Annotated in this window: 18 protein-coding genes and 2 pseudogenes; 13 read left to right on the forward strand and 7 right to left on the reverse strand. The window is 74.9% G+C overall.

Features of this window, described 5'->3' with window-relative positions; translation table 11 throughout:
- The first annotated feature begins 54 nt into the window (after nt 1-54).
- Nucleotides 55-915, forward strand: a complete 861-nt coding sequence (locus tag STTU_RS11530) for an LLM class flavin-dependent oxidoreductase (protein WP_043254891.1) — start codon at nt 55-57, stop codon at nt 913-915.
- A 138-nt stretch (nt 916-1,053) separates the two neighbouring features.
- Here the strand turns inward: STTU_RS11530 and STTU_RS11535 are convergent, their stop codons facing one another.
- Entirely contained in the window at nt 1,054-2,298 is a 1,245-nt protein-coding gene (locus tag STTU_RS11535) for a serine/threonine-protein kinase (protein WP_007822912.1), read from the reverse strand.
- 246 nt (nt 2,299-2,544) lie between these two features.
- Nucleotides 2,545-4,287 (reverse strand): serine/threonine-protein kinase, encoded by a 1,743-nt coding sequence (locus STTU_RS11540; protein ID WP_007822913.1) that lies wholly within the window; start codon nt 4,285-4,287, stop codon nt 2,545-2,547.
- A 439-nt stretch (nt 4,288-4,726) separates the two neighbouring features.
- Here STTU_RS11540 and STTU_RS11545 point away from each other — a divergent pair, with 439 nt between their 5' ends.
- Together STTU_RS11545 and STTU_RS11550 are read left to right on the forward strand one after the other, a co-directional pair.
- Entirely contained in the window at nt 4,727-8,221 is a 3,495-nt protein-coding gene (locus STTU_RS11545) for an FHA domain-containing protein (RefSeq protein ID WP_007822914.1), read from the forward strand.
- Nucleotides 8,218-8,697: a GNAT family N-acetyltransferase gene (locus STTU_RS11550; protein WP_043254894.1), complete on the forward strand. Its 480-nt coding sequence runs from the start codon at nt 8,218-8,220 to the stop codon at nt 8,695-8,697. The genes STTU_RS11545 and STTU_RS11550 overlap by 4 nt, the downstream gene beginning before the upstream one ends.
- A gap of 87 nt (nt 8,698-8,784) precedes the next feature.
- Here STTU_RS11550 and STTU_RS11555 read toward each other — a convergent pair whose 3' ends face one another.
- The 3 genes and pseudogenes from STTU_RS11555 to STTU_RS11565 form a co-directional block, all read right to left on the reverse strand.
- A complete protein-coding gene (locus tag STTU_RS11555; protein ID WP_043254897.1) occupies nt 8,785-11,496 on the reverse strand; it encodes a glycoside hydrolase family 97 catalytic domain-containing protein in 2,712 nt (903 codons plus the stop codon).
- 192 nt (nt 11,497-11,688) lie between these two features.
- A pseudogene (locus tag STTU_RS11560) lies at nt 11,689-12,174 on the reverse strand (glycosyltransferase family 2 protein); the annotation flags it as partial.
- Nucleotides 12,175-12,349: 175 nt separating this feature from the next.
- Nucleotides 12,350-12,739, reverse strand: a pseudogene (locus tag STTU_RS11565) (glycosyltransferase family 2 protein); the annotation flags it as partial.
- A gap of 662 nt (nt 12,740-13,401) precedes the next feature.
- Here STTU_RS11565 and STTU_RS11570 point away from each other — a divergent pair.
- From STTU_RS11570 to STTU_RS11585, 4 genes are all read left to right on the forward strand, one after another.
- On the forward strand, nt 13,402-14,748 hold the full coding sequence (locus STTU_RS11570; protein ID WP_007822919.1) for an ABC transporter substrate-binding protein: 1,347 nt from the start codon (nt 13,402-13,404) through the stop codon (nt 14,746-14,748).
- A 4-nt stretch (nt 14,749-14,752) separates the two neighbouring features.
- Nucleotides 14,753-16,177 carry a carbohydrate ABC transporter permease gene (locus tag STTU_RS11575; RefSeq protein ID WP_007822920.1) on the forward strand — a complete coding sequence of 475 codons (1,425 nt, stop codon included), beginning with the start codon at nt 14,753-14,755 and terminating at the stop codon, nt 16,175-16,177.
- Complete coding sequence (locus tag STTU_RS11580; protein ID WP_043254899.1) at nt 16,174-17,100, forward strand: carbohydrate ABC transporter permease; 927 nt, start codon at nt 16,174-16,176, stop codon at nt 17,098-17,100. Before STTU_RS11575 ends, STTU_RS11580 begins: the two co-directional genes overlap by 4 nt.
- Before the next feature lie 124 nt (nt 17,101-17,224).
- Nucleotides 17,225-17,539, forward strand: a complete 315-nt coding sequence (locus STTU_RS11585; RefSeq protein ID WP_234019378.1) for a DUF6281 family protein — start codon at nt 17,225-17,227, stop codon at nt 17,537-17,539.
- Nucleotides 17,540-17,541: 2 nt separating this feature from the next.
- On the opposite strand, the gene STTU_RS11590 is transcribed toward STTU_RS11585, so the two are convergent.
- Nucleotides 17,542-18,438: an MBL fold metallo-hydrolase gene (locus tag STTU_RS11590; protein WP_007822923.1), complete on the reverse strand. Its 897-nt coding sequence runs from the start codon at nt 18,436-18,438 to the stop codon at nt 17,542-17,544.
- 145 nt (nt 18,439-18,583) lie between these two features.
- Here STTU_RS11590 and STTU_RS11595 point away from each other — a divergent pair, with 145 nt between their 5' ends.
- From STTU_RS11595 to STTU_RS11610, 4 genes are all read left to right on the forward strand, one after another.
- The gene (locus tag STTU_RS11595) at nt 18,584-19,048 is read left to right on the forward strand and encodes a MarR family winged helix-turn-helix transcriptional regulator (RefSeq protein WP_007822924.1); all 465 of its coding nucleotides are present in this window, start codon (nt 18,584-18,586) and stop codon (nt 19,046-19,048) included.
- A 146-nt stretch (nt 19,049-19,194) separates the two neighbouring features.
- On the forward strand, nt 19,195-20,955 hold the full coding sequence (locus STTU_RS11600) for a hypothetical protein (protein WP_007822925.1): 1,761 nt from the start codon (nt 19,195-19,197) through the stop codon (nt 20,953-20,955).
- The gene (locus tag STTU_RS11605) at nt 20,952-22,541 is read left to right on the forward strand and encodes a glycosyltransferase family 2 protein (protein ID WP_043254902.1); all 1,590 of its coding nucleotides are present in this window, start codon (nt 20,952-20,954) and stop codon (nt 22,539-22,541) included. The genes STTU_RS11600 and STTU_RS11605 overlap by 4 nt, the downstream gene beginning before the upstream one ends.
- A 143-nt stretch (nt 22,542-22,684) precedes the next feature.
- Nucleotides 22,685-23,062: a peptidase inhibitor family I36 protein gene (locus tag STTU_RS11610; RefSeq protein WP_007822927.1), complete on the forward strand. Its 378-nt coding sequence runs from the start codon at nt 22,685-22,687 to the stop codon at nt 23,060-23,062.
- A 114-nt stretch (nt 23,063-23,176) separates the two neighbouring features.
- On the opposite strand, the gene STTU_RS11615 is transcribed toward STTU_RS11610, so the two are convergent.
- Complete coding sequence (locus STTU_RS11615) at nt 23,177-23,914, reverse strand: TetR/AcrR family transcriptional regulator (protein WP_007822928.1); 738 nt, start codon at nt 23,912-23,914, stop codon at nt 23,177-23,179.
- Between the two features lie 130 nt (nt 23,915-24,044).
- Between STTU_RS11615 and STTU_RS11620 the strand changes: the two genes are divergently transcribed.
- Nucleotides 24,045-25,004, forward strand: coding sequence for an ABC transporter permease (locus tag STTU_RS11620; protein ID WP_007822929.1), 960 nt, complete (start codon nt 24,045-24,047; stop codon nt 25,002-25,004).
- The gene (locus STTU_RS11625) at nt 24,997-25,842 is read left to right on the forward strand and encodes an ABC transporter ATP-binding protein (protein WP_043254904.1); all 846 of its coding nucleotides are present in this window, start codon (nt 24,997-24,999) and stop codon (nt 25,840-25,842) included. Before STTU_RS11620 ends, STTU_RS11625 begins: the two co-directional genes overlap by 8 nt.
- Nucleotides 25,843-25,880 lie beyond the last annotated feature (38 nt).

Here is a 25,880-nt window from a genome sequence, read left to right on the forward strand (position 1 = left end):
GGGCCGGGGCGAAGCCCGCCCCCTCGCGGGGGTGCGCGTGGCAGGGTGGCGCGCATGACCGATTACGGGCACGACCTCCTCTTCGGCTCCTTCGTCACCCCCTCCTCGGCCCGGCCCGCCGAGGTCGTGGAACTCGCGGTGACCAGCGAACGCGCGGGCCTCGACCTCGTGACCTTCCAGGACCACCCGTACCAGCCCGCGCTCCTCGACACGCAGGCCCTCCTCGCCTTCGTCGCGGCCCGGACCACCCGGGTGCGCCTCGCGGCGAACGTCACAAATCTCCCGCTGCGCCCGCCCGCCGTCCTCGCCCGTACCGCGGCGACGCTCGACCTGCTCAGCGGCGGCCGTTTCGAGCTGGGCATCGGCGCGGGCGGCTTCCGCGACGCCGTCGTGGCGATGGGCGGTCGCGGGCTGCCGCCCGGGGAGTCGGTGGACGCGCTCGCCGAGGCGATCGGCCTGATCCGCGCGCTGTGGAACACCGAGGAGCGCGGCGGCGTGCACCACAGGGGTACGTACTACGCGGCCGACGGCGCCAAGCGCGGCCCGCGCCCCGCCCACGACATCGGCGTCTGGATCGGCGCGTACGGCCCCCGGATGCTCGCCCTCACGGGCCGTACGGCCACGGGCTGGCTGCCCTCGTACGACTACCTGAAGGGCGGCACGGCCGCCCTCCCGGCGATGAACGCCCGCATCGACGAGGCGGCCGAGGAGGCGGGCCGTGACCCGCGCGAGATCCGCCGCTTCCTCAACATCATGAAGCCGGAGCAGGCGACCGCGGACTTCCTCACGGAGCTGGCCACGGAGCACGGCATCAGCGGTTTCATCGTGGGAGGGGACGACGAGGCGGCGCTCAGGAGGCTGGGGGAAGAGGTGGCGCCCGCCGTGCGGGCCGCCGTCAGCCCTTCCGGCGGGTGAGGAGCGGGGGTCCGGGCGGCTCCCCCTCGTCGGCCCCCTCCGGCAGGTGAGGAGCGAGGGGCCGGGGCGGCTCCCCCTCGGCGGTCCTTCGGGCGGGTGAGGAGCGGGGGCCGGGGAGAGCCGCGCCCCCGAACCGGCTCACCCGGAGGTGACGGCCGCCGTTCCCGTCTGCTCGGCCCCGGAATCGCTGTCGTCCCCGCCCGCGACGAGCCACCCGGCCACGGCGAGGATCACCACCGCCACCCCGGCCCCGACGCCCGTCCGCAGCCGCCTGCGCCGCAGCGCCGCCTCCCTGGCGCGGGCGGAGCCGGGCCGCGGCGCCCCCGGCGCGCGCGGCACGCGCGCCGTCCCGTGGGCGCCGCCGGACAGCTCGTCCACCCCCGGCACCCGCATGCTCGTGTGCGTGTCCCGCCCGGAGTCCTTGCCCGGCGCCGTCGGCACCAGCGACACCGCGCCGCGCGGCGCCGCGCCCGTCACGGGCTCCTCGCCGGCCGCCTCGCCCTCCTCGGCGGGCTCCGGTTGCGGCTCGTCCACCTCCAGGGCGGGCAGCCCGTCGAGCAGCGGGGCCATCTCCCGCAGCCGCTCGGCGAGTTCCGAGGCGCGCAGCCGCGAGGCGGGGGCCTTGGCGAGGCACTGGAGGAGGAGCTGCCACAGCTCCTCGGGGATGCCGGGCAGCGGGACGACCGTCTCCGTCACGTGCCGCCGCAGGATGGCCCCGGGGTGGCCGCCGCCGAACGGGGTGAACCCGGCGAGCAGTTCGTACAGGACCGTCGCGAGCGCGTAGATGTCGACGGCCGCGCGCGGCGGCAGGCCCTCGACGATCTCGGGGGCGCAGTAGTCGGGCGTCCCGATGATCTTCGTACTGCGGCCCGTGGGGGTGGAGCGGGGGCTGTCGATGAGCTTGGCGACGCCGAAGTCGGTGAGGAGCGCGGGGTGTTCGCCCGCGCGGCCCGGGGTGCCCGACATGTCGAGGAGGATGTTCTCGGGCTTGACGTCGCGGTGCACGACCCCGGCCTTGTGCGCGAAGGCGAGCGCGTCGGCGATGTCGGCGACGATCGCCGCCGCTGCCGCCGGGGCGAGGCGGTGGGCGGAGTCGAGGCGCGTGCGCAGGTCGGTGCCGCGGACGGCGTCCATGACGAGGGCGAGGTCGTTGCCGTCCACCACGAGGTCGCGCACGGTGACGATGTGGGGGTGTTCGAGGCCCAGCAGCGCGGTGCGCTCCTGGACGAAGCGGCCGACGAGTTCCTGATCCGCCGCGAGGTCCTCGCGGAGCAGTTTGATCGCGACGGGCCCCTCGGGTCCGTCGCCGAGCCACACACTCCCCGCGCTGCCCCGCCCGAGGAGCTGGTGTGCGGTGTACCGGCTGCCGATCTTGCGTGCCAAAACTGCTCCGACAGGTCGGGCCCCGGCACGGCCCGGGGCGTGGCGTTGCGACGTTTGCAAAGTCGTGGCGATGCGACGATTCGCAAAGTTACGCGCGTCCTGGGGTTCTCCGTGCCCAGGATCGGCCTACGCGCCACATCGGGGCGGCGATCGGTCCGGTTTTGCGGGGGTTCGGTGGCCGAAGACGTGCGCCGATTGTCGACTTGTCGCCGAACTCGCCCCCCGCTCCCGCCGTGCCGCCCGGCGTCAGCCGTTCAGCTTCGAGAACCAGCCCGAGACTTCCTTGATCCAGCTTCCGAGCTGGTCCCAGTAGCCCTTGCCGGTCCCGATCCAGTCCTGGAGCGGGCTGACCTCCCACACGATCCAGCCGACCACGAAGAGGATCACCACGGTGAAGAGGCAGCCCTTGAGGCAGCCGAGACCCGGGATGCGCATCGGGTTGGCGCTGCGGCGACGCGGCTCCCGGGGCTCGCGCGGGGGCCTCGGCTCGCGGCGCGGCGGGGCCTCGGCGGGCGGCGGGGCCTGCCGGCGCGGGGCGGGCGGCGGCGCGTACTGCTGGGGCTGGGGCTGCGGGGGCTGCTGCTGGTAGGGCTGCTGGTAGCCGCCGTGCCCGCCCTGCTGCCCCTGCTGATAGCCGCCGCCCTGCTGGTACGTGGGGCGTTGCGGCCGCGGCGGGTCGTAGGGGCCCGGTTGCGGCGCGTAACCGTACGGGCCGGGGCCTTGCTGCTGCGGGGGCTGCTGCCGGTGCGGGCGGCGGCGCAGGGGGTCCTCGTCCGGGTCGAGGTACTGGATCTGCGTCTGCTCGTTGCGGTCGCGCGCGGCGCGGAGCTGGCTCTCCCAGGGGTGCGGGGCGTCCGGGTCGCCGCCCTGCTGACCGGGCGGTACGGGGGGCATGACGGCGGTGGGGTCGGCCTCGCCGGGACGGCCGCCCTGGCCCGTACCGGCGCCCTGTCCGGTGGTGGGGAGCACGGAGGTGGGCGCCGCCGGGTCGTACGCGCCCTGCGGGAAGCCGTCGCGCGAGAGGACCTCGGTCGGGGCGGCGGCGCCCGGGGACACCTCCGGTACGGGGGCCGGGTCCGGGTCGGGCGCGAGGAGGGCGCCGACGCCCTCGGCCGCCGCGATCTGCGCGGAGTTGGCGTGCACGCCGACGCCCTCCGCGACGACGCGCAGGGCGCGCGCGAGGTTCTCGGCGCTCGGGCGGCGGTCGGGGTTCTTGCTGAGGCAGCGCTCGACGACCGTCCACAGCGGCTCGGGGACGCTCGACGGGCGGCGCGGCTCCTCGCTCAGGTGCCGGTGGAGGACTTCGAGCGCGGAGTCGCCCTGGAAGGGCGGGCGGCCGGTGAGCAGCTCGTAGAGGAGGATGCCCGCGCCGTAGATGTCGACGGCGGAGGTCTGCGGGCGGCCCTCGGCGGCCTCGGGGGCGACGTACGCGGGCGTCCCGACGAACTCCTGCGTGCGGGTGAGGCCCGGGGAGTCGGCGAGGCGCGCGATGCCGAAGTCCGTGAGGAGCGGGTGCAGACCGCCCTCGGGGTCCTCCTTGAGGAGGACGTTCGCGGGCTTGAGGTCGCGGTGCACGACGCCGTCCGCGTGGCTCGCGACGAGCGCGTCCGCGATCTGCGCGGTGAGCAGGCTCGCGGCGACGGGGCTGAACGGCCCGTTCTCACGGAGGTAGCGGTGCAGGTCGGGGCCCTCGACGAGGTCCATGACCAGCGCGAGCAGGTCGCCCTCGACGACGAGGTCGCGCACGCGCACGATGTTGGGGTGGGTGAGCCGGAGCAGCACCGAGCGCTCGCGCAGGAAGCGCATCACGATGTCCGGATCGCTCGCCAGCTCCTCCTTGAGGACCTTGATGGCGACGGTCTCCCCCGGCTGCCCCTGCACGGCCGCCTCGGCGCCCGCGGGGACGGTCTGGCGCGCACGCCAGACGGTGCCCGTGGCGCCGCGTCCCAGCGGCTCCTCCAGGAGGTACTTGCTGCCTACCGGCCGCACGTCATGCGCTCCCTGATCATCCGGCTCGCCCGCATCCGGGCGCCTCTGGGGGCTCCGGGCCGGCCGCGTTCGGGGCGACGGCCGCGGGGGCCGCCGCTTCGGACAGTTCCGCCCACTGTAGTGCGCGGGAGGGGCGTACCGGGGGTGCGCGAGCCTGGCGGACCGTCCGGGTGTTCGACGATTGCCCCCTCGGCCGCTCCGCCCTGCCCCCGTCCTCCGGCCCGCGGAGCGAATGGTTCCGGCCGATCACCCCCGTCCGACATGGAACTTTTCCGACCGGAGCAGATCAATCAAGATCAATCGACGGCGATCGGCGGGCGGGTTGTCTCTGGCAAGTGCGAGGATGCGTGTCTGTACGTACAGGCCGAGTGCCCGTGCGCGGCGGGGGTGGAAGCCCTTTCCCCGGCGTGCGCGCGCGCAGAGGGGACGCGTGACCGGGATGCAGATTCGGCTCAGCCTCCTGGCACGGAGGGGTGCGGGACGCGACTGCGACGTCCTCGTCACCGCCCCGGCGGGCACCCAGCTCTCGGCGGTCGCCGCCGGGCTCAAGCAGGCCGCCCGCGCGGGCGAGACGACGTCCTCGTGGTGGGTGGACGGCACGCGCCTCGACCCGCACCGCGCGGTGCTCGGCGAGCCGCCGCTCGTGGACGGCGCGGTGCTCGCGCTCGGCGGCCCTGCGGGGCCGGGCGGCGAGCCCGACCCGACGGCGCCCCAGCTCCAGGTCGTCTCGGGCCCCGACGCGGGCGGTGTGCACGTGCTGCACGGCGGCGAGGTGCGCATCGGCCGCTCCGCCGAGGCCGATGTGACGCTCGACGACCCCGACGTCTCGCGCGCGCACTGCGCCGTCGTCCTCGGGCCCGGGGGCCGCGCGGAGGTCGCCGACCTCGGCTCGACCAACGGCACGAGCATCGAGGGCCGCCCGGTCGGCCGCACCCCCCAGCCCCTCCCGCGCGGCGCCCTGCTGCGCGTCGGCGAGTCCGTCCTGCGCGTCGTGGCGGGCGGCACCCAGCCGCCGGTGGCGACGGTGCCGGACGGCGAGGGGCACGTACGGGTACGGGCCGGGGCGGACGAAGGCGCGCGGGCGGTGGCCGGGGAGTGGCGGGAGGCCGAGGGGGGTCCGGAGGCCGGGGAGCGTCCGGAGGCCGGGGCGCCCCGTACCCGTACGCCCGAAGTACCTCGTCCCGCCGGGGGACCCCGTACCGCGTCCCCCCACGGCGCGGACGCGACGCACGCCGCCCAGGGCCTGCGCGGGCTGCACGAGGCGCGGGACGCCCAGGACGCCGGCGAGGCGCGCCCGCACCCCTTCGACGGCGCCCCCGAGAGGGACGCCCCCGCGCCGCAGGACCCGGGCGAGACCCGGACCGCGCGGCGCAAGGGCGGGCTCGGCCGCTGGGGACGGCGGCGCGGCGCCCGTACGGACGAGGCGGCGGCCCCGACGGCGGGGCAGGCCACGACGGCCGGGCCCCCGGCGCCGGAGGCCCCCCTCCCGCCCGCGCCCGTCCCCCTCCCCGCCCGCTCCCCCGACGCCTGGCCCGATCCCGCCCTCCTCCTGCTCACCGCGCTCGGCCCCGGCCCGCGCCTGTGGGAGCGCGGTCCCGGTCACCCCGAGGCGCTGGCCTGCCGCGTCGGCACGAGCGAGCACCCGCGTCCCGAGGGCGGCGCGCTGCCCGTCCCGCTCACCGTGAGCCTCGCCGAGAGCGGTTCGCTCGGTCTCGCGGGCCCCCGCGAGCGCCTCTCCGGGCTCGCGCGCGCGGTCCTCGCGCAGTACGCGGCGCTGCACTCCCCCGACACGCTCGAAATCGTCCTGGTCAGCACCGACCGCCACCAGCCGCTCGCCGAGCGCGTCGCGCGCTGGGGCTGGCTCGGCTGGCTGCCGCACGTGCGCCCGACGCGCGGCCAGGAGTGCCGCGCGCTGCTCGCGTACGACAACGAGCAGGCCGCCGCGCGCTTCGCCGAGGTCCGCGGGCGCACGCCCGGCCAGTACGAGGGCCTGCGCACGCTCGTCGTGCTCGACGGCGACCCCGGCACGCCCGCGCTGCGCGAGGCGGCGGCGTGGTGCGCGAGCGCGGAGGGGCGCGCGGCGGGGGTGCACCTCGTGTGCCTCGCGGAGACGGCGGCGGCCTCTCCGGCCTCGCCGGTCGCCGAGACCTTCGAGGCGGCGTGCGCGCAGGTCGCGGCGTTCCGCGACTGCGGGGCCGTGGCGCTCCTGAGCGGCGATGTCGCGACGGCCGTGCACGTGCTGCGCGCGGCGCACGGGCGGCTCGCCGGGCACGGCACGACGGGCACCGTGGACGCGGTCTCGGCGGCGTGGGCGGAGCGTTTCGCGCGGGCGCTCGCGCCGCTGCGGACGGACGCGGCGCAGGGCGCGCCCCGTACGGCCGCGACGGCGTCCCCGCTGCCCCAGGCGGTGCGGCTGCTCGACGAGTTGGGGCTCGCGCGGGCCACGCCCGCGTCGCTGCTGGCGCGCTGGGCGAGCGCGGCGGAGGAGGCGCGCGAGGGGCGGGTGCTCGGCGTGCTCGGCGCGGGGCCCGAGGGCCCGGCGCACGTGGACCTCGGCGGGGCCCAGGGGCCGCACCTGATCATCGAGGGTCCGGCGGGCAGCGGCCGTACGGAGTTGCTGCGGGCGCTCGCGGCCTCGCTGGCGGCGGGCGAGCGGCCCGACCGGCTCGGGCTCGTCCTCGTGGACGGCGCGGGCGCCCAACCGGAGGGCGCGGGGCTCGGCGTGTGCGCGGAATTGCCGCACGTGACGACGGTGCTGCGGGCCCAGGACCCGGTGCGGATGCGCGAGTTCGCGCAGGCCCTGGCGGGCGAGCTGAAGCGGCGGGCCCGGCTGCTCGACGGCGGCGGGACGGCGCCGGGGGAACCCCTCGTCCCGGCGCAGGGCGGCGTGGGGGACACGCCTTCGGGGCGGGTCCGGGCGCGCGGCGCCGCGGGTCAGGGACCGGGGGCCGGGACAGGTTCGGGCACGGGTCCCGGGTCCGGCCCGGCGTCGGGACCGGCGGGCGGTGACGGGCCGGCGGGGGGCGTCGGCGGTACGGGCGCGGGGCCGGGCGGTCCGCGTGCGGCGGCGGTGTCGGTGGCGGCGCGGACGAGTCGCGTACGGGAGCAGGAGGCGCGCGCCCGGGTCATGTTCGACCAGGAGCAGCCGCCGTCCGGGCCCGCGTACGAGCGGGAGCGCTCGCGGTACGGGCAGGAGCGGGCCGCGCACGGCCCGTACGGCCGCCCGCGCGTCCCGTACGACCAGGAGGCGGACCAGCGTCCGGCGCCGCACCCGGCGGACGCGACGGCCGCGAACTCCGCCGACCACCCGGGCAACTCGGTGCCCCCGCAGTCGCGCGGCGCGGAGAGCGGCGACATCGAGGCGCCGCCGAGCCGCACGCTCCGCCTGCGCCCCCGTACGTCCTCCGGCGCGCGGAACCCGCTCCCGCGCCTCGTGGTCCTCGTGGACGACGTGGACGCGCTGCTCGACCCGCCGCTCGGCGCGACGGGCCGTCCGGCGGCCGGTTCGGTGGTCCGGGCGCTGGAGGCGGTGGTCAGGGACGGGGCGCGTCTCGGCGTGCACCTGATCGCGGCGGGCGCGCGCACGGAGAAGGCGGCGGCCTCGTACGTGGCGCGCGCGGCGGGCGTACGGGTCGTGCTCGACGCGCCGTCCCCGGCCCCGGAGGACCCGGCCCCGGGCCGCGGTCGCCTCCTGACCCAGGACGGGGCGGCGCTCCCCTTCCAGGCGGGCCGCGTGACGGGCCGCATCCCGCGTACGGCCACTCTGCGCCCCACGGTCACCGCGCTGGAGTGGCCGAAGATGGGCGACGCCCCCGAACGCGCCCGTCCCGTCCGCGAGCTGGGCAACGGCCCGACCGACCTCGCCCTCCTGGCCAGCGCGCTGGACCGCGCGGCGAGGGCGGCGGAGGCGAAACCGCAGGAGCCGCTGCTGTGACCGTCCGCGTCACCCCCGTCCCCGCCGGGGACCCGCGTCTGCGCCCGCTCCTCACGGCGTACCACCTGCGCACGGAGGAGGAGAAGGGCGTTCCGGTCCCGGGCCCGGCGGACCTTCCCGCCGCGTATCTGGCCGAAATCGAGGACCCCGCGCGGTCCTTCGCGGGGGCGACGGTCCTCCTCGCGACGGACGACGGCGCCCCGGCGGGCTGCGTGGTCGTACGGGCCCCGGCGTCCGCCCCGGCCGAACTGAAACGCCTGTGGACCTCGCCCGCCCACCGGGGCAGGGGCATCGGCGCGGCCCTCATGGCGACAGCGACGGCCCTCGCCGGCGAGGCGGGCGCCCCCGCCCTGCGCCTGTCGGTCTGGTCCTGGCGCGAGGACGCCTTGCGCCTGTACGCACGCGTGGGTTTCCACAAGGTGCCGTCATGGGAGTCGCGTCCGGAACTGGTGTGTCTGGAGCGGGCGTTGGGCTGACGCGCTTCCCGGGGGAGGACGGCCGCGCGCCGACGAGGGCGGGCCCCGGCCGCTCCGCCCGGCCGGGGCCCGCCTGGTACCGGTACGTCAGTCGGCGCAGGTCAGTTGGGCGAGCCCCCAGTCCGCGTGGTCGTAGTTCTTGCCGTCGCCGCCGTCGTCGGCCGTGAGGGTCAGGGTGTGGACCCCGGTGACGTCGGCGGTCAGGGACACGGCGGCCTCTCCGCCGCGGAGCACCCCTGTCGTGGCGAGTGGGCGCTCGTCGTCGCCCAGCACCGTGAAGGTGACGCTGCCCCGGCCGCTGGTCTCGTCGTCGATCCCGACATGCGCCTCGAAGCGGGTGCAGCGGCCTTGGAGGTCGATCCGCACCTGGCCGGGCGCGTTCATGCCGAGTCCCTTGGCGTACACCGTTCCGCCGATCGTCAGGGGCTTGCCGTCCTGCCCGCCCGCCTCGCCGTTGGACTGGTCGCGCTCGACCGGCCCGTAGCCGTTGCTCTCGGCGAGGAAGGGCTGGTCGCTCGCGTAGAGCGTGCCGTGCAGGGGGACGGAGACCCGTACGACCTCCTCCACGTGCACCGGCGGGGCGTTCCCCCCGGCCGGGTGGGCGTAGGTGGCCACGACGGGCACCTCCACCGTGCCGCCCGGCTGGTCCCGGGCGACGGTCACGGTCCAGTGGCCCGTCAGCTCCTTGCCCGCCGGGAGCGAGGCGGCCCGCACGTCGGGGCCGGTGACGGTCCAGCCGGCCGGGAGCCGCCCCCGGTCCACGGTCAGCCGCACGTCGCGCAGCGCGGCGCCCTCGGGGAGCGTGAAGGTGGCGCCGAACGACGCCTTCCCGCCTGCCTCGGCCGTCACGCTCGTGGGGTCGGTGGCGAGGGTCGTGGCGGGCGCGGTGGTCACCGGCCGCGCGCAGTCGGTGCGGCCCCTGGTGGCGGGGCAGGCGAGAGCGGTGAAGCCGCCGTCGGTGACGGCGGGGACGGCGAGCGTGTCCTTCGCGGTCACCGTCCTGACCGTGCGCCGCAGTTGGCCGTCGTGGTCGGCGATCGTCTCCAGGCGCCACGTGCCCTTGCCGAGGAAGCCGAGCGGGGCCTTCATCGTGGCGCCCGCGCCCGCGAGGATGCCGCCGACGAACCAGCGGTCGCCGCTGCGGCGGGCGAGGACGGCCTGCCGCTCGCCGCCGCTCGTCCGGCCCGGCCCGCCGGAGACGAGGCGCGTCTCGTCCCAGGCGGTGGGGAGTTGTTCGAGGTAGCGCTCGGCCACCGGCTGGGCCGCGAAGCCCTCGGGGTTGTCGCCGAGGCTCGTCCAGCCGGACTCGTACACGACGGGCAGGGCCAGCTCGTGCGCCAGGGAGTTCTGCCGGTTCGGGCGGGAGAACCACGTCGGGGTGTAGTCCATCGAGCCGACGATGTTGCGGGTGAAGGCGAGGAAGACGTCCCGGGCCGGGTTCTGGCCGTTCTCCTCCCCGCGCACCCCTTCCACGCTCATGACCTGCGGCCAGGTGCGTTGCAGTCCGCGCGGGATCGTCGCGCCGTGGAAGTCGATCATGAGGTGCCGCTCGGCGGTGTCGCGCAGGATCGCGTCGTACCACTGGAAGGTCGACTGGGAGTCGGAGTACATGTAGTCGACCTTGACGCCGACGACGCCCCACGCCTTGATCTTCGCGAACCAGGCGTCGCGCTGCGCCTGCGTCCTGAGGTCGGCCCAGTCGAACCAGAGGATGACGTCGACGCCGCGGGCCCGCGCGTAGCGGACCAGTTCCGGGACCCAGCTCGCCTTCCACCCGGCGTCCACGAGCGTGTACTCCAGGCCGTGTGCGGCGGCGTAGTCGACGAAGTCGCGCTGCCGGTCGAGGTCGCCGGGGCTGGAGGTGTCGCTCAGCCAGGACCAGTCGTCCGTGCCCGGACGTATCCACGAGGTGTCCGCGACGCGCGAGGGCGGGGCGAGGTCGTCGACGAGGGTCGAGCCGACGAGGGTGTCGAGGCCGCCGACGATCGCGGTGCGCCAGGGCGTCGCGAGGGGGCCGGGCGAGGTGACGGGCGCGTCGTCCGCGAGGGCGACGGAGTAGGCGGAGCCGCCGTCCTCGTGGTCGAGGTGGCTGCCGGAGTACCGGCCGTCGACGTCGGCCTCCGTCAGGAGGACGTACGTGCCGCCCGTCTCGAAGAGCGCGGGGTAGCCGAAGGAGCAGGTGTCGCCCGCGCACTCCTTGGGCTCGGCCTCGTTGGCGGCACCCGCCGTGGTCTCCGTGCGCTCGTTCTCGTAGCTCGTCGCGTACGGCTGGACCCATGCCTTCGCGTCCTTCGGGACCTCGAAGGCGGACGCCTCCCCCGTCACGGTGACGGGCCCGTGCTCGTCGAGCACGTACCGGTACGCGACGCCGTCGTCCGAGACCCGCATCACGACGCCGAGGCGGGCGCCGTCCGCGCCGCGGAAGGCGAACGTCGTCTCCCGCGCCGTCGCCGAGCGGCGCAGTTCCTTGCCCGTGGTCATGCGGTACGTGTCGTGGACGGTGCGGTCCTCGCGGTCGACCAGCCGCAGCCCGGTCGTCAGGTCGTGCCGGTCGGTACGGAGGCCGAGCCGGCCCGGCGCGAGCACGGGCGCGCCGTCGCGGGTGACGGCGAGGCGCAGTTCACCGGCGGGGTCGAGGGCGAGGCGGGCGGTGAGGGCGGAGTGGGCGGGGTCGCGCACGGTCCAGGTGGTGGCGGGGGTCGCCGCGGTGGTGGGGGGCGTGGGGGCCGCGGTGGAGGGGGCGGTGGTGGCCGCGAGCAGTCCGCCGCTCGCGAGGGCGGACAGCGTCACACCGATCACGGCGCGCCGAAACCTCTCGTACCTTTTTCGTCGCATGTGTGTCCCATTTTCCTGTGTCGTCGACCAGGTGAACAACAACGCACTTTTTCCAAAGGATTTCGCACACATGCCATCGGAACTGAACACGCACGTCAAGGAGTTGGCACGGACGGCTTCCACGACGGACGTCTTCACCGGACACGGGCGCGGAGATCAGAGGAGCGGCGGGCGCCCCAGCCGCGTCATGCGCCACACCGTGCGCCACCGCATCGGCCGCCGCGGGCCGCACGGCGTGCGCACGCCCTCCGCGAAGCCGCCCCACCAGGCGCGCAGGGCGGAGGGCGAGGGAGTGCGGAGGAGGGTGAGGAGAGCCCAGGCGCCGAGGTAGACGGGGACGAGCGGGGCGGGGAGGCGGCGGTGGGCGAGCCAGACGCGGTTGCGGGCGGTGTGTCGGTAGTGGCCGGGGTGGCGGGCCGGGGACGTGCGGGGGTGCTGGAGGACGAGGCCGGGCTCGTAGCGGATCGTCCAGCCGTCGTCGAGGGCGCGCCAGGCGAGGTCGGATTCCTCGTGGCCGAAAAAGAATTCGGCGGGCCACAGCCCGATCCGCCGCAACATCGGCATCGACAACGCGCGCCCGCCCCCGAGGAACGCGGTCACCTCACCACCCCGCATCGGGTCCCCCGCCCGCAACCGCGGCACTTGGGCCCTGTCGTCACATTCCCGTCTGCCGCGCGACGCCATGCACGCACTCTCGCCGCACCGCCCCCAGACCCAAGTACGTCCAGTACGAGGGCCTGGGGGCGGCGCGCCGAGAGCACGCACCTGACGCCGCACGGCCGCCCTCCGGGCGACGACGGGAATGTGACGACAGGGCCCAGCGCCTCTCCGTGTGCCCGTGCTCGTCCGCGACCCGGAAACCGACGATCCCGAGCCCGGGGTCCTCGGCGAAGAGCCGCCGGACCTGCCGGAACACGTCGTCGGCGACAAGCAGTCCGTCGTCGTCCAGTTCCACGACGACATCGACGTCACCGGAGTCGCGCAACAGCTCCAGCGCCACGTTCCGCCCGCCGGGACACCCGAGGTTCTCCGCGAGCGGCACCTTCGTGGCCTCGGTGACGACGTCGCCGAGCGGCGTCGCGTTCCCGACGAGCACGACCCGCGCGGCGGGCACATCCTGCCGCGCCACCGAGGCGAGCAGCGCGTCCAGCTCCCCCGGCCGCGTCCCCATCGTCACGACGACCACACCGATACGAGGCAGGGGCATGGGACGTTCTCCCGGGGACGGACGCGACTGAAAACGGAGCATATCCCCGTTTTCGTCGGCTTCGGCGGCGAGGCCACGGACTTGCTCCGCGCGATCGAGTGCCCTCTCACGGGCCGGGAGTTCACCCGGCCCCGCGTGGGGCGGCGCCTGTACCGACGCCACCCGGTAGCGGGGCGCGAGCCGCGGATCGCCGCCATCGGCGAGTCCGGGGCGCCCGCGCGGCGGGCGGTGGTCGGGGCGTGGAGGACGATGCGGCACGCGGGGGCGTCCTCGCGGCGCCGCGGCGGTGGCGGGGTCGGGACCGGCGCCGGGCGCAGTGGCTCTCTCGCGGGCTCGTGGTCGCTCCGCGTGCGCCCCTGCTCGCCGGGGCGCGTCGCGCTGTCCGCCGAAGCGCCCGAGCGCCCTCTTCCGGGTCACAGCACGATCACGAACGGCCGTGTCCGTGCAGGTCGTCACCTCCCGCCCTCTTGTCCCCCCGACCGTGCGGGCGTAGATGTGCGGGGAGGGGGAAGGGGTTCCCCCCTCCCGGCAACCACCGGGAGGAGAGCCGTAGTTGGAGCGAGACGGAAGAGAACGGGGCGATGATGCACGCACCTCTTCGGGATGCACGGACGCGCGAGCCGAGAGGCTCTGGGAGGCGGCGGTCGCGCCGGCTCGCGCTCATGGCCGTCGCGGCGGGGACGGCCGTCGCGCTCACCGCCTGCGGGAGCGACGGCGACAGCGGCAAGGACAAGGACGGCGACGCGAAGAAGCCCTCCGCGTCCGCCGCGCAGTCCTCCTCCGGAGTCCGGTTGCCCAAACTCGACGGGCAGACCGTGAAGATCGCCGCCGTCTGGAGCGGGGCCGAGCGGGACGCCTTCGAGAAGGTGCTCGCCGACTTCGGCAAGCGCACCGGGGCGAAGACGGAGTACGTCGCCGCGCAGGACCCCGTCATCGGCTTCCTGGAGTCGAAGATCGCCGGTGGCGGTCAGCCGGACGTGGCCATGCTGCCGCAGGTCGGCGCGATCCAGCAGGCCGTGGAGCGCAAGTGGGCGAAGCCCGTGGGCGCCGAGGCGCAGGCGGAGCTGAAGAAGAACTACGGGCAGGGCTGGCAGGAGCTCGGCGCCGTGGACGGCAAGCAGTACGGCGTCTACTTCAAGGCCGCGAACAAGTCCCTCGTCTGGTACAACACGGCCGTCTTCGACAACGCGGGCGCCGAAGTACCCACCTCCTGGGCCGACTTCCTGAAGACCGCGCAGACCGTCGCCGACTCCGGCGTCACCCCCGTCTCGGTCGCGGGCGCGGACGGCTGGACGCTCACGGACTGGTTCGAGAACATCTACCTCTCGCAGGCGGGCCCGGAGAAGTACGACAAGCTCGCGCGGCACGAGATCAAGTGGACCGACCCCTCCGTGAAGCAGGCGCTCACGACGCTCGGGCAGCTCTTCGGCAAGCCCGATCTGCTCGCGGGCGGCGCGAAGGGCGCGCTCGCCACCGAGTTCCCCGCCTCGGTCACCCAGACCTTCACGGGCGGCGACCAGCCGAAGGCCGGGATGGTCTTCGAGGCGGACTTCGTCGGCATCAACATCGCCGAGACGGACGCGAAGATCGGCTCCGACGCCAAGGTCTTCCCCTTCCCGGCCGTGGGCTCCGGGAAGGCTCCCGCCGTGGTCGGCGGCGACGCGGCCGTCGCGCTCAAGGACTCCGAGGGCGCGCAGGCGCTGCTCACGTACCTCGCCTCACCCGAGGCCGCGGCGATCTGGGCGAAGACGGGCGGCTTCATCTCGCCGAACAAGGCGCTCGACACGTCCGCGTACCCCAACGACGTGCAGCGCGGCATCGCCGAGGCGCTGATCAAGGCCGGGGACGACATCCGCTACGACATGTCGGACCAGATGCCGCAGTCCTTCGGCGGTTCGCCCAACAAGGGCGAGTGGAAGGCGCTTCAGGACTTCCTCGCGAAGCCGAAGGACGTCGCCGCGATCCAGCAGCGGCTGGAGCGGGACGCGGCCAAGGCGTACAAGGACTGACGGGATGGCCGCCGAAGCGGCGGGGGGTGCCGGTCGCGTACCGGTGCCCCCCGCGTCCCCCAGCGGGGGCGTGCCCGCGCCCCGTACGTCGCCCGAGTCCCCGAAGTCCTCGCGGGACATGGGCCCCGCCTCCGTCACCCGTACCCGCCGTTCCCTCGCGGTCCTCTTCCTGCTCCCCGCGCTCGTGCTGCTCGGCGCGCTCGTCCTCTACCCGATCGTGTGGAACGTCGTACGGAGTCTCTTCGACTCCTCCGGGGACGGCTTCGTCGGCCTCGGGAACTACCGCGAGATGTTCTCGGACCCGAACATCCGGACGGCGATCAAGAACAACGCGATCTGGCTCGTCGTGGCGCCGACCGTCGCGACGGCGCTCGGGCTCGTGCTCGCCGTCCTCACCGAACGCATCAAGTGGGGCACGGCGTTCAAGCTGCTCGTGTTCATGCCGATGGCGATCTCGATGCTCGCCTCGGGGATCATCTTCCGGCTCGTGTACGAGCAGGACCCCGACCGGGGCGTCGCGAACGCGGTCGCCGTGACCGTGCACGACACGTTCGCGGAGTCCTCCGCCTTCCCCAAGGCGCACCCGCGCCCGCGCTCGGCGCTGGAGGCCGCCAAGGGCGGCGCGTTCCTGACCAGGGAGCCGGTACGGAGCGGAACGACCGTTCTCCTCCCCCTCGTCGGTGTCGCCCCCGACGTCATGCCCGACAGCGCGCGGCCCGCCGCCGCACCCGCCGCGCCCGGCAAGGACGGCGGGATCGCGGGCACGGTGTGGCAGGACTTCACGAAGGGCGGCGGCGGCACGCTCGACAAGGTCGACCCGAAGGAACTCGGCTACCCGGGGATGCGGATCGAGGCCGTGAAGGACGGCGAGGTCGTCGCCTCGGCGAAGGCAGGCGCCGACGGCCGCTTCACACTCCCCGCGAAGGCGGACGGCGCCCGGCTCCGCCTCCCCGCCGACAACTTCCGCGAGCCGTACGGCGGCATCGACTGGCTCGGGCCCTCGCTCGTCACGTGGTCGGTCATCGGCGCGTACGTGTGGATGTGGGCCGGGTTCGCGATGGTCCTCATCGGCGCGGGACTCGCGGGCCTGCCGCGCGAACTCCTCGAAGCGGCACGGGTCGACGGGGCCGGGGAGTGGCAGGTCTTCCGCCGCGTCACGGTGCCGCTGCTCGCGCCCGTGCTCGGCGTCGTGCTCGTCACGCTCATGATCAACGTCCTGAAGATCTTCGACCTCGTCTACGTGATCCCGCCGGGCTCCGCGCGGGACGACGCGAACGTCCTGGCCGTCGAGCTGTACAACACGGCCTTCGTGGACGGGGACGCGGGCGTCGCGAGCGCCATCTCGATCTTCCTGTTCATCCTGGTGGTGCCGGTGATGCTGCTCAACATCCGCAGGCTGCGCAGGGAACGCAAGGAGGAACGCCGATGACCGCCGCCGTACCCGGGACGGTCCCGGAGCCCGGGGCCACGAGCACCGCCCCCCGCGAACGCCCCGGCAAGGGCGAGTCCTTCGCCGCCCGCGCCGCGCGCGTCGCGGCGGGCGGCGTGCTGCGGATCTTCCTCCTCGCCGTCGCCGTGTTCTGGCTCGTGCCGACGATCGGGCTCCTGATCTCCTCGCTCCGCTCGCCCTCCGACATCGCGGACGACGGCTGGTGGAAGGTCTTCACGAGCCCCGCCCAGCTCACGATCGAGAACTACGGCAATCTGCTCGACAACAGCGCGATCACGCACAGCCTGTGGTCGACGGTCCTCATCACCGTGCCGTCCACACTTCTCGTGGTCGTCATCGGCTCGCTCGCCGGATACGCCTTCGCCTGGATGGACTTCCCGGGCCGGGACGGCTGGTTCCTGCTCGTGGTGGGGCTGTTGGTCGTGCCCGTGCAGGTCGCGCTGCTGCCGGTGTCCGAACTCTTCGGCTGGATAGGGATCTTCGAGTCCACGATCGGCGTGATCCTCTTCCACGTCGCCTTCGGGCTGCCCTTCGCGGTCTTCCTGCTGCGGAACTTCTTCGCGGAGATCCCGCGCGAGCTCCTCGAAGCGGCACGGCTCGACGGCGCGGGCGAACTCCGCCTGTTCACCAGGGTCGTGATGCCGCTCGCGGGCCCGGCGATCGCCTCGCTCGGCATCTTCCAGTTCCTGTGGGTCTGGAACGACATGCTCATCGCGCTGATCTTCGCGGACTCCGGCAGCCCGCCGATCACCGTCGCGCTCCAGCAGCAGGTACGGCAGTTCGGCAACAACGTGGACATCCTCGCCCCGGGCGCCTTCCTGTCGATGCTCATCCCGCTCGTCGTCTTCTTCGCCTTCCAGCGGCAGTTCGTGTCGGGGGTGATGGCGGGAGCGGTCAAGTAGACGGACGGGGCCGCTGTTCCTCGTACGCGTCGGCCGGCGCGTACGAGGAACAGCGGCCCCTTCCGCGTGCGCGGCTTCTTCGCGTGCGCGGCCCGTCGCGTGCGCGGCCCCCCGCCCGCTCGTCATCCGCTTCGACGGGCACGCGTACGGGAGCGCCCCGCCCGGCGTTCCCCTCGCGCTCGCGGAGCGCCTCGGGCCCGCCGTGCAACCCCCGTGCGGAGGCCCCGCCGAGAGCGAGGAGGTCCCCCACACGGCGTACCGCGTACGCGGCCCCGACCCGGCGGTGGGCCTCGCGGTCCGCCCCGAGGGCGACGGCGCCGCGTACCTCGTCGCGGCCCGCCGCGCCGACGGGAAGCTCCCGGCCGAGGTGGAGCGGCCGGCGCGCACGCCGTCCGGAGCCTCCGCACCGCCCTCCCCCGCCCCCACCACGACGGGGTGACCTCACTCCCCGGCGTCCAGGGGGCGCCAGGCCGGACCCGGGCCCCCGCGCCGGACCCGGCCGAACACGACGTCGGCGAAGTGGACGCCGAAGCCGAGCGTGCCGGGCTCCGCCAGCTCGGCCACGAGGCGGCGGCGGTGCCCGGCGGCAGCGGCGGGGTCGTCGTCCCACACGCACGTCCACTCCGGGTGGTCCACCTGGATCGGCGCGTGCAGGGAGTCGCCGAAGGCGATCAGGCGGCGCCCGCCCCCGGTGATCACGTACTCGGTGTGCCCGGTCGTGTGCCCCGGGGCGAACCTGGCCCGTACGCCGGGGAAGACCTCCTCGCCGTCGGCCACCGTGCGGACCTGCGGGGCGAGCGCGGCGGCGGGCTCCTCCGCCGCGCCGTCCGGCGTCGGCGATCCGTACCGCGCCCACTCCGGCGCGGGCACCAGGTACGTGGCGCGGGTGAAGGCGGGGCGCGCGGCACCGGGGGCGACGTGGGCGGCCCAGCCGGTGTGGTCGGGGTGCAGGTGGGTGAGGGCCACCGCCTCGATGTGCTCCGGGGCGCGGCCCAGCGCGGCGAGGCTGTCGAGGAGCGCGCCCCCGCGCACGGGGCCGTTCGGTGTCGCCGGATCGCCGGGCATCGCGTACGGGCCGAGGCCCGCGTCGATCAGGAGCGCGCGGTCGCCCTGCTCGACGAGGAGGCCGCCGACACTGGCCACCAGGTAGCCGGAGGCGTCCAGGTACTCGGGGTGCTCCGCCCAGGTCCGCTCCGTGGTGTCCGGCAGCCAGGCCCTCGGCCGCCCGAGCAGCACCCCGTCCGGCACGTACGAGACCTTCGTCCCGCCCAGCAGCACCGAACCGCCCGTCGCGGGTCGTCGCAGCCGCTCGTCCCGGTGCGCCGATGAGTTCACCATGCGTTCCGCCCCCTCGTGCCTCGTCCTCTTCGCGTGGAGTCCTCGCCGGAGGCTTCCCCGGCGATGACCGCCCCAGCATAAGCATCAAGTTAGAAATATTCTTGCTTGAATTATGTCGACTTGATGGAGTCGCTAGGCTGGAGCCATGACGACACGCCAGGAAGCGACGACCTCCCCGGAGGCGACGACACCCCCGGAGGCGCGGGCCGTCGCCGAGCGCGAGCTGTGCGGCCTGGTGAACGGACTGGCCCACCGGATCGCCGATCACGTGCGCCGACAGGCGGTCCCGCTGGGACTCACCGCCGCCCAGGCGACCGCACTGCGGGAGATGACCGGGCCGATGACCATGCGCGAACTGGCCGAACGCATGACCTGCGAGCCCTCCAACGCGACGTTCGTCGTCGACAAGCTCGAAAAGCGGGGGTTGGTCGAACGCCGCCCCCACCCCACCGATCGCCGCGCCAAGCACCTCGTCCTCACCGCCGAGGGCACCGCGCTGCGGGACCGGCTCCTCGGCCTCCTCACCCGGGAATCACCCCTGGCCGCCCTGACACCCGAGCAACAGCGCGCCCTCCAGGCCTTGCTGGAACAGACGGTCGCCCCCGCGTGAGGCGAGGGCCCTGCTCCTCCCCTATGACGCCGTACTTCATATTGACCAATTAATACGCTTTTAGGTGCTTTGCACCCCCTCCTCGTGGGACGGATCTCCTGACCTGCCCGTACGGGCGCCGTCCCACGAGAGGAACCCCGTTCGCCGTGGACTCCACCGACGCGCGGGCCCCCCAGACCCCCGTCCCGCCCCCGTCGCCGCCCCGTCTCCACCGTCGCCGCAATCCGCCGGGCGCCACCGCGACCCGCGCGCTCGGCCGCTGGCGGCCGACACCCTTCTTCGTCTTCGGCGGTCTCTTCTGGATCGGTGTCAGCCTCCTCGCGCTCTCGGTGCAGGCGTGCTGCGACCTCGGGCAGCACGCGGCGGTCGTCGAGCGGCTGCGCGCGAGCCTGCTCCACCCGCACCACCCGGCGGCGGACCTGCCGGGCGCGGGCAGCCCGTACTACTCGCCGTACGCGCTCGCCGAGGGGGTGCTCGCGCGGCTCTTCGGGCTCAGCGGCTGGGAGACGGTGCGGCTCGCCGCGCCCGTGAACCTGCTCGTGGTGCTGCTCGGGCTCAACGCCTTCGTGAAGCGTTTCACCGCGAACCGCTGGGCCTCGACCGTCGCCCTCCTGCTCCTGGTGACGCTGTGGGGCACGGAACCGCTCGCGTGGAGCGGCTTCGCCGGACTCGTCTCGCTCCCGGTCGTGGCCGGCTACCCGAGTACGTTCGCGCTCGGCCTCGCCCTCCTGACCTGGGCGTACGCGGCACAACTGACCGATCCGGAGCGCGCGGACCCGCCCTCGCGGTGGGCGCGCGGCGGGCTCGGGGCGCTGTGCGGGGTGCTGCTGCTCGTGCACCCGGTGAGCGGGGTCGCCGGGGTGCTCGGGGCGGCGGTGCTGGTGCTGGCGCGGGTACGGGGCGGGGGCGGGGCGCTTGCCGGGGAGGACGCGACGCCCGCAGGGGACGGAGTGCCCGCAGGAGACGGAGTGCGCGCGAGAGAGGGCGCGGCGCCCGCCCGGGACACCGGCCCCGTACGCAGCGCTGCCGACAGGCCCGTACATGGTCCCGTTCCCGCCCGCGCCACGCTCCGCGCCTGGGCCGCCTGGTGGCCCGTCCCCCTCGGCGCCCTCCTGACCGCGCTCGCCTGGTTCCCGTGGTTCGACGTCTTCGCGCTCGGCGCCGACTCCGCCGTGCTCGACCCCACGCACGCCGCGCTCTACACCGATGTCCTCGCGCGCTTCTGGCTCCTCGGCCTCGTCGCGCTCCCCGCCTTCGGGCTGCGCCTGCGCCGCGACCCGCGCGACGCGCTCACCTGGATGTGCGCGGCGTGCGTCGCCGTCGCCGCGTACGGCTGGGTGTCGGGTCACTACACGTACGGGCGGGTCCTCGGCCTCGCCGTGCTGCCCGCGCAGGTCGCGGTGGCCGTGGAGGTGACGCGGGCCGGGCGGGCGCGGGCGCTCAAGGGGCTCGCGGTCGTGGCGGCGGCGGGCACGGGCTTCGTCTTCGCGCAGTCCGGCGCCGTACTGCCCGAACAATGGACGCCGCCGCAGACGCGGCGGCTGCCCGCGTGGCACTCCTACGCGTGGGCCGCCTCGTCGGTCCGCCCGGGGGAGCCGGTCCTGACCGACCAGCGCGAGGCGGTGCGGAGCCTGCCCGGCTTCGGGATCGACACGGTCGCGCCCGTGTGGTCGGACCCCGCGCTGCCCGAGAAGGAACGGCGGGCGCGCTGGCGGGCGACGCACTCGTACCTGTCGGGGCGGGCGGGGACGGCGCGGCGCGCGGAGATCGCACGACGGTACGACATCCGGTGGCTGCTGCTCTCGCGGTGGCAGCGGGTCCCGAAGGAGGCGAAAGTGCTGGACTTCAGCCGCGAGACGGGCGAAGTGCTCGCGAAACTCCCGGATCGGAAGGGGAGTTCGCGATGACGGGCACTGATGGCGTCACCGTCGTCGTGATCGGCTACAACGACGCCGCGCACCTCACCGATGCCGTCAACTCGGCCTGCGAACAGGGCGAGTGCGTCCGTGAGGTGATCGCTGTCGACGACTGCTCGACGGACGACAGCCCACGCCTGCTCGACCGTCTCGCCGCGCGCGAGCCGCGCCTGCGCGTCGTGCGGCGCACCGCCAACAGCGGCGGCTGCGGGACCCCGCGCAACGAGGGCCTGGAGCGCGCGACGTCACCGTATGTCCTCTTCCTGGACAGCGACGACGTGCTCCCGCCCGGCGCGGTGCGCGCCCTCCTGCGGGCGGCGCGGGCGCACGACGCGGACGTGGCGGGCGGCCTGTGCGTACGGCGCGAGCTGCCCGGCGGACGCGAACTCCCCTGGCAGCGGCGGCTGTACGAGAGGGAGCGCACGCTCGACGAGCCCTCGGCGCTCCCCCGGATCGCCGCCGACACGCTCTGCGTGAACAAGCTGTACCGCACGGACTTCCTGCGCGCCCACGCGATCCGCTTCCCGCCGGGGCGCTACCTCTACGAGGACTTCGTCTTCACGGCGCGGGTCCTCGCGGCCCGCCCGCGCATGGCACTCGTACCGGACCGGGTCTACGTCTGGCACGTACGGCGCGAGGGGCAGCGCCGCTCGCTCTCGCTCGACCGGGACGGCGTGGAGAACTGGCGCGCGCGGGTGCGGGCACACCGGCAGGCGGTGGCCGAGCTGTCCGGGCAGCCGCGCCTCGTACGGGCGGCGCGCGCCGGGTTCCTGGACCGTGGACTGCGCATGTACGTACGGGAGTTGCCGCGCCACGACCCCTCGTACCAGCGCGCGTGGTGGGACCTGACGCGCGCCTACCTGACGGCCTTCTCGCCCGCGGACGTCGCCGCGGCGGTCGCCCCGGCGCGCACGGCGGCGGCGGTGGTGCGCGGCGCCCCTGCGCCGCGCGACCTGGGCCGCCTGCGCGACCTCGTCTCGAAGCCGTCGCGGCTCCTGCCCCCGTACGCGCGTGACGCGGCGGGTGCCCCGGTGTGGGCAGCGGACCTGCCCGGCGTCTCGCTCGCCCGCCTGGAGCACACCCCGATGGACCGCCTTCCGCTCGCGGTGGACGCGATCCTCAAGCCGTCCGCGCGCGGCAGCCGCCTGCGGCTGCGCCTGCACGAGCTGTACGGGCGCGTCGCGGAAGCGAGTCCGGTCGCGGTCCAGGCGGCGCTGGTCCACCGCGACACGGGCCGTATCGTGCAGCGCCGCAGCGCGAGCCTGGCCCCGGGGCCGACCCCCGGCACCTGGACGGCCTCGCTCCGCCTGCACCTGACGGAGCTGGAGGCGGGCACGTGGGACGTGTGGCTCATGCTCGCCTTCGCGGACGGCACGACGCGCACGACCCGGCCCCGCGCCCTCCCCTCCTCGGGCCGGCTCCGCCGCTCCGCCATTCCGAGCCGCCGCCACGGCCTCGTCCTGGTCCACCCCTACGCCACGCACTCCGCCGCGCTGGCGCTGCGGGTCGCGCCGGGGGCGCGGGGGATGGGGGACGTGGTGCGGCGGAAGGTGGGGAGGTGGGTGGGAGCGGGGTGAGGGGGCGCGGCGGGGGACTCGCGGGCGGTCGGGGGACGGGTCGGTGGTGTGTGCTGGGGCGGTGGGGCGTTTTCGCGGGAGGCGGCGCGGCGAGGCTGTCCGCGGCAGGGAGAGAGCCTTCCGACCAGCAAGAGGAGCGCCTTATGCGCCGTACCCCTTCGTTCGCCGTCTCCGTCGTCGCCCTGAGCGTGGCGGCGCTCGGCGCGGTCCCCGCGGCTGCCGCCGCGCCCCGGCAGAGCCCGGCCGCCTACAGCTGCGGCCCCGGGTACTTCTGCGTCTACGACGGCTGGAACGGGACCGGGACCCGGTGCCAGTGGTCCCAGTCGAAGCTGGCCAACACCGCCGACAACTGCTCGTTCATCCAGCGCGGCGCGAACGTCCGCTCCGTCTTCAACCGCACCGGCCACCGCGTCCAGTACTACACCCAGACCAACTACAAGAATCGCGTCGGCTCCACCCCGAAGAACGGCAAGGGCAACCTCCAGGGCAACTACCAGATCCGGTCCTTCAAGCCGCAGTAGCCGGGAGGCGTTCCCGCACCGGACGCGGTCGGCGGGGCCCGTCGGGCGGCAGCACGACGACCTCGGGCGGGACGGTGCCCAGGTGGCGGCGCCACAGGTCCGGCGTCGTGGCGCTCACGCCCCCCGCAGCCCCGCCGCGACCGTCTTCGCCAGGGCCGCCGGGTAGCCGCGGTGCGTCTTGGTGCGGACGACGAGGACGCGCCAGTACAGCGGGCCCGTGATCAGGTCGAGGGCGAGGTCGCGGTCCAGGGCCGCGCGGACCTCGCCGCGCGCCGCCGCCGCGTCCAGGACGCCCTGGGCCACGCTCCGCTGCGCCTCGCGCAGGGCCTTCTCCAGGGCTTCCTGGAGGTCCGGGTTGCGGGCCGCCTCGGCGAAGAGGTCGGGGACGATCTGGGAGGCCGCCGGGTGGCGCAGGGCGCGCGAAGCGACCTCGTAGAGCAGGTGCAGGTCCGTTTCGAGCGAGCCCGTGTCGGGCGCGGGCAGCCCCTGGAGGGCTATCGCGGAGACCAGGTCGAGCACGAGGTGCAGCTTCGAGCGCCAGCGGCGGTAGACGGCCGTCTTGCCGACGCCCGCGCGGCGCGCCACGCCCTCGATCGACATGCGCCCGTAGCCGACGGCGGCCAGCTCGGCGAAGACGGCGGCACGGATCGCCTCGGTGACGTCCTCGCGCAGCACGGCGGCACCGGCCGGGGCCCGCCGCGCCTTGCCCGGGGAGGCCGCCGCGCCACCCGGCCCCCCAGCGCCGCCCGGCCCCCCGGCGCCACCCGTGCCCGTACCGCGGCCGGGCCCCGCCTCCGCCCCGCCCGTTTCCCCGTCGTCTTCCTTCGCGCCACTCGCCATGCCGTTCAGCATAGGCGGGCCACGACGAAACGGTTGCGTTGCGACGTCCTCCCGGCCTAGGCTGCGCAACGACGATACGGTTGCGTTCCGACGTGACGGCGTACCCACGACGTACCGACGTCCCCCAGTGAAGGCGGCGCGTGTGAGCCAGGTTCTCGATCCCCTCCCCCCATGGCAGGACCCCACGCCGGGCGCCGGGACAGCCCCCGCGGCCACCGGCGGTCCCGACACGCATCTCAGCGGCGCCCAGCTCGCCGCCCGGTACGGCCTCTCGGTCAGCGGCGCGCGGCCCCCGCTCGCGGAGTACGTGCGGCAGCTGTGGGGCAGGCGGCACTTCATCCTCGCCTTCTCGACGGCGAAGCTGACCGCGCAGTACAGCCAGGCGAAGCTCGGCCAGCTCTGGCAGGTCATGACCCCGCTCCTCAACGCGGGCGTCTACCTGCTGATCTTCGGGCTGCTGCTCGGCACCAGCCGGGGTGTGCCGGACTTCGTGCCGTTCCTCGTCACCGGCGTCTTCATCTTCACGTTCACGCAGTCCTGCGCCATGGCCGGGACCCGCGCGATCGCCGGGAACCTCGGCCTCGTGCGCGCGCTGCACTTCCCGCGCGCCTCGCTGCCGATCTCGTTCACGCTCCAGCAGCTCCAGCAGCTCCTGTACTCGATGATCGCGCTCGTCGTGATCCTCTTCGCCTTCGGCGTGTGGCCGCAGCCGTCGTGGGTGCTCGTGGTGCCCGCGCTGCTGCTCCAGTTCGTCTTCAACACGGGGCTCGCGCTGATCCTGGCGCGCGTCGGCGCGAAGACCCCGGACGTCGCGCAGCTCATGCCGTTCATCACGCGCACCTGGATGTACACCTCCGGCGTGATGTTCAGCCTTCCCCACATGCTCGCCAAGCACGACCTGCCGAGCTGGGTGCACACGGTCCTCCAGTGCAATCCCCCGGCCGTCTTCATCGATCTCATGCGCTTCGCGCTCATCGACAGCTTCCACTCCGACCAGCTCCCGCCCCACGTGTGGGCCATCGCCCTCGGCTGGGCGCTGCTGAGCGGCGTCGGCGGCTTCGTCTACTTCTGGAAGGCCGAGGAGAGGTACGGACGTGGCTGAGACCCGCACGACGGAGAAGACCCCCGGGAGCCCCGCACCCGCCGGGAGCCCGGCCACCGCGGCCACCGCCCCCGCCGCCGGTGAGCGGCGCCCCACCGTCATCGCCGAGAACGTCGACATCGTCTACCGCGTCAACGGCGCCAAGGGCGGGCGCGGCTCCGCGACCGCCGCGCTGAGCCGGCTCGTACGGCGCCAGGGGCCCGGCGGGCGGCAGGTGCACGCCGTGCGGAACGTGTCGTTCACGGCGTGGCGCGGCGAGGCGATCGGGCTCATCGGGAGCAACGGCTCGGGGAAGTCGACGCTGCTCAAGGCCATCGCCGGGCTGCTGCCCGTCGAGTCGGGGCGGATCTACACGGACGGGCAGCCCTCGCTCCTCGGCGTCAACGCCGCGCTCATGAACGACCTCACCGGCGAGCGGAACATCGAGCTCGGTGGCCTCGCGATGGGCATGAGCCGCGCGGAGGTGCGCGAGCGCGCCCCGCAGATCGTGGAGTTCTCGGGGATCAACGAGAAGGGCGACTTCGCGAGCCTGCCGATGCGCACGTACTCCTCGGGGATGGCGGCGCGGCTGCGGTTCTCGATCGCGGCCGTCAAGGACCACGACGTACTCCTCGTCGACGAGGCGCTCGCGACGGGCGACGCGAGCTTCCGCAAGCGCTCCGAGGCGCGGATCAGGCAGCTTCGCGAGCAGGCGGGGACGGTGTTCCTCGTGAGCCACAGCAACAAGTCGATCCGCGACACGTGCGAGCGGGCGCTGTGGCTGGAGCACGGGGAGCTGCGGATGGACGGGCCCACGGCGGAGGTCCTGCGGGAGTACGAGAAGTTCTCGGCCCGCTGACCCCGGCGGGGCCGGACCGGGCCCCCGTCACGCCCCAC

Origin of the sequence: Streptomyces sp. Tu6071, assembly GCF_000213055.1 — a bacterium.
GTDB classification, from domain to species: Bacteria; Actinomycetota; Actinomycetes; order Streptomycetales; family Streptomycetaceae; genus Streptomyces; species Streptomyces evansiae.

Bases quoted from the DNA above. Each gene is read 5' to 3' on its own strand.
- STTU_RS11595 (WP_007822924.1), top strand. From the start codon at position 18,584: ATGACGACACGCCAGGAAGCGACGACCTCCCCGGAGGCGACGACACCC.
- STTU_RS11590 (WP_007822923.1), bottom strand. From the start codon at position 18,438: ATGGTGAACTCATCGGCGCACCGGGACGAGCGGCTGCGACGACCCGCG.
- STTU_RS11545 (WP_007822914.1), top strand. From the start codon at position 4,727: ATGCAGATTCGGCTCAGCCTCCTGGCACGGAGGGGTGCGGGACGCGAC.
- STTU_RS11530 (WP_043254891.1), top strand. From the start codon at position 55: ATGACCGATTACGGGCACGACCTCCTCTTCGGCTCCTTCGTCACCCCC.
- STTU_RS11605 (WP_043254902.1), top strand. From the start codon at position 20,952: ATGACGGGCACTGATGGCGTCACCGTCGTCGTGATCGGCTACAACGAC.
- STTU_RS11570 (WP_007822919.1), top strand. From the start codon at position 13,402: ATGGCCGTCGCGGCGGGGACGGCCGTCGCGCTCACCGCCTGCGGGAGC.
- STTU_RS11575 (WP_007822920.1), top strand. From the start codon at position 14,753: ATGGCCGCCGAAGCGGCGGGGGGTGCCGGTCGCGTACCGGTGCCCCCC.
- STTU_RS11610 (WP_007822927.1), top strand. From the start codon at position 22,685: ATGCGCCGTACCCCTTCGTTCGCCGTCTCCGTCGTCGCCCTGAGCGTG.
- STTU_RS11580 (WP_043254899.1), top strand. From the start codon at position 16,174: ATGACCGCCGCCGTACCCGGGACGGTCCCGGAGCCCGGGGCCACGAGC.
- STTU_RS11615 (WP_007822928.1), bottom strand. From the start codon at position 23,914: ATGCTGAACGGCATGGCGAGTGGCGCGAAGGAAGACGACGGGGAAACG.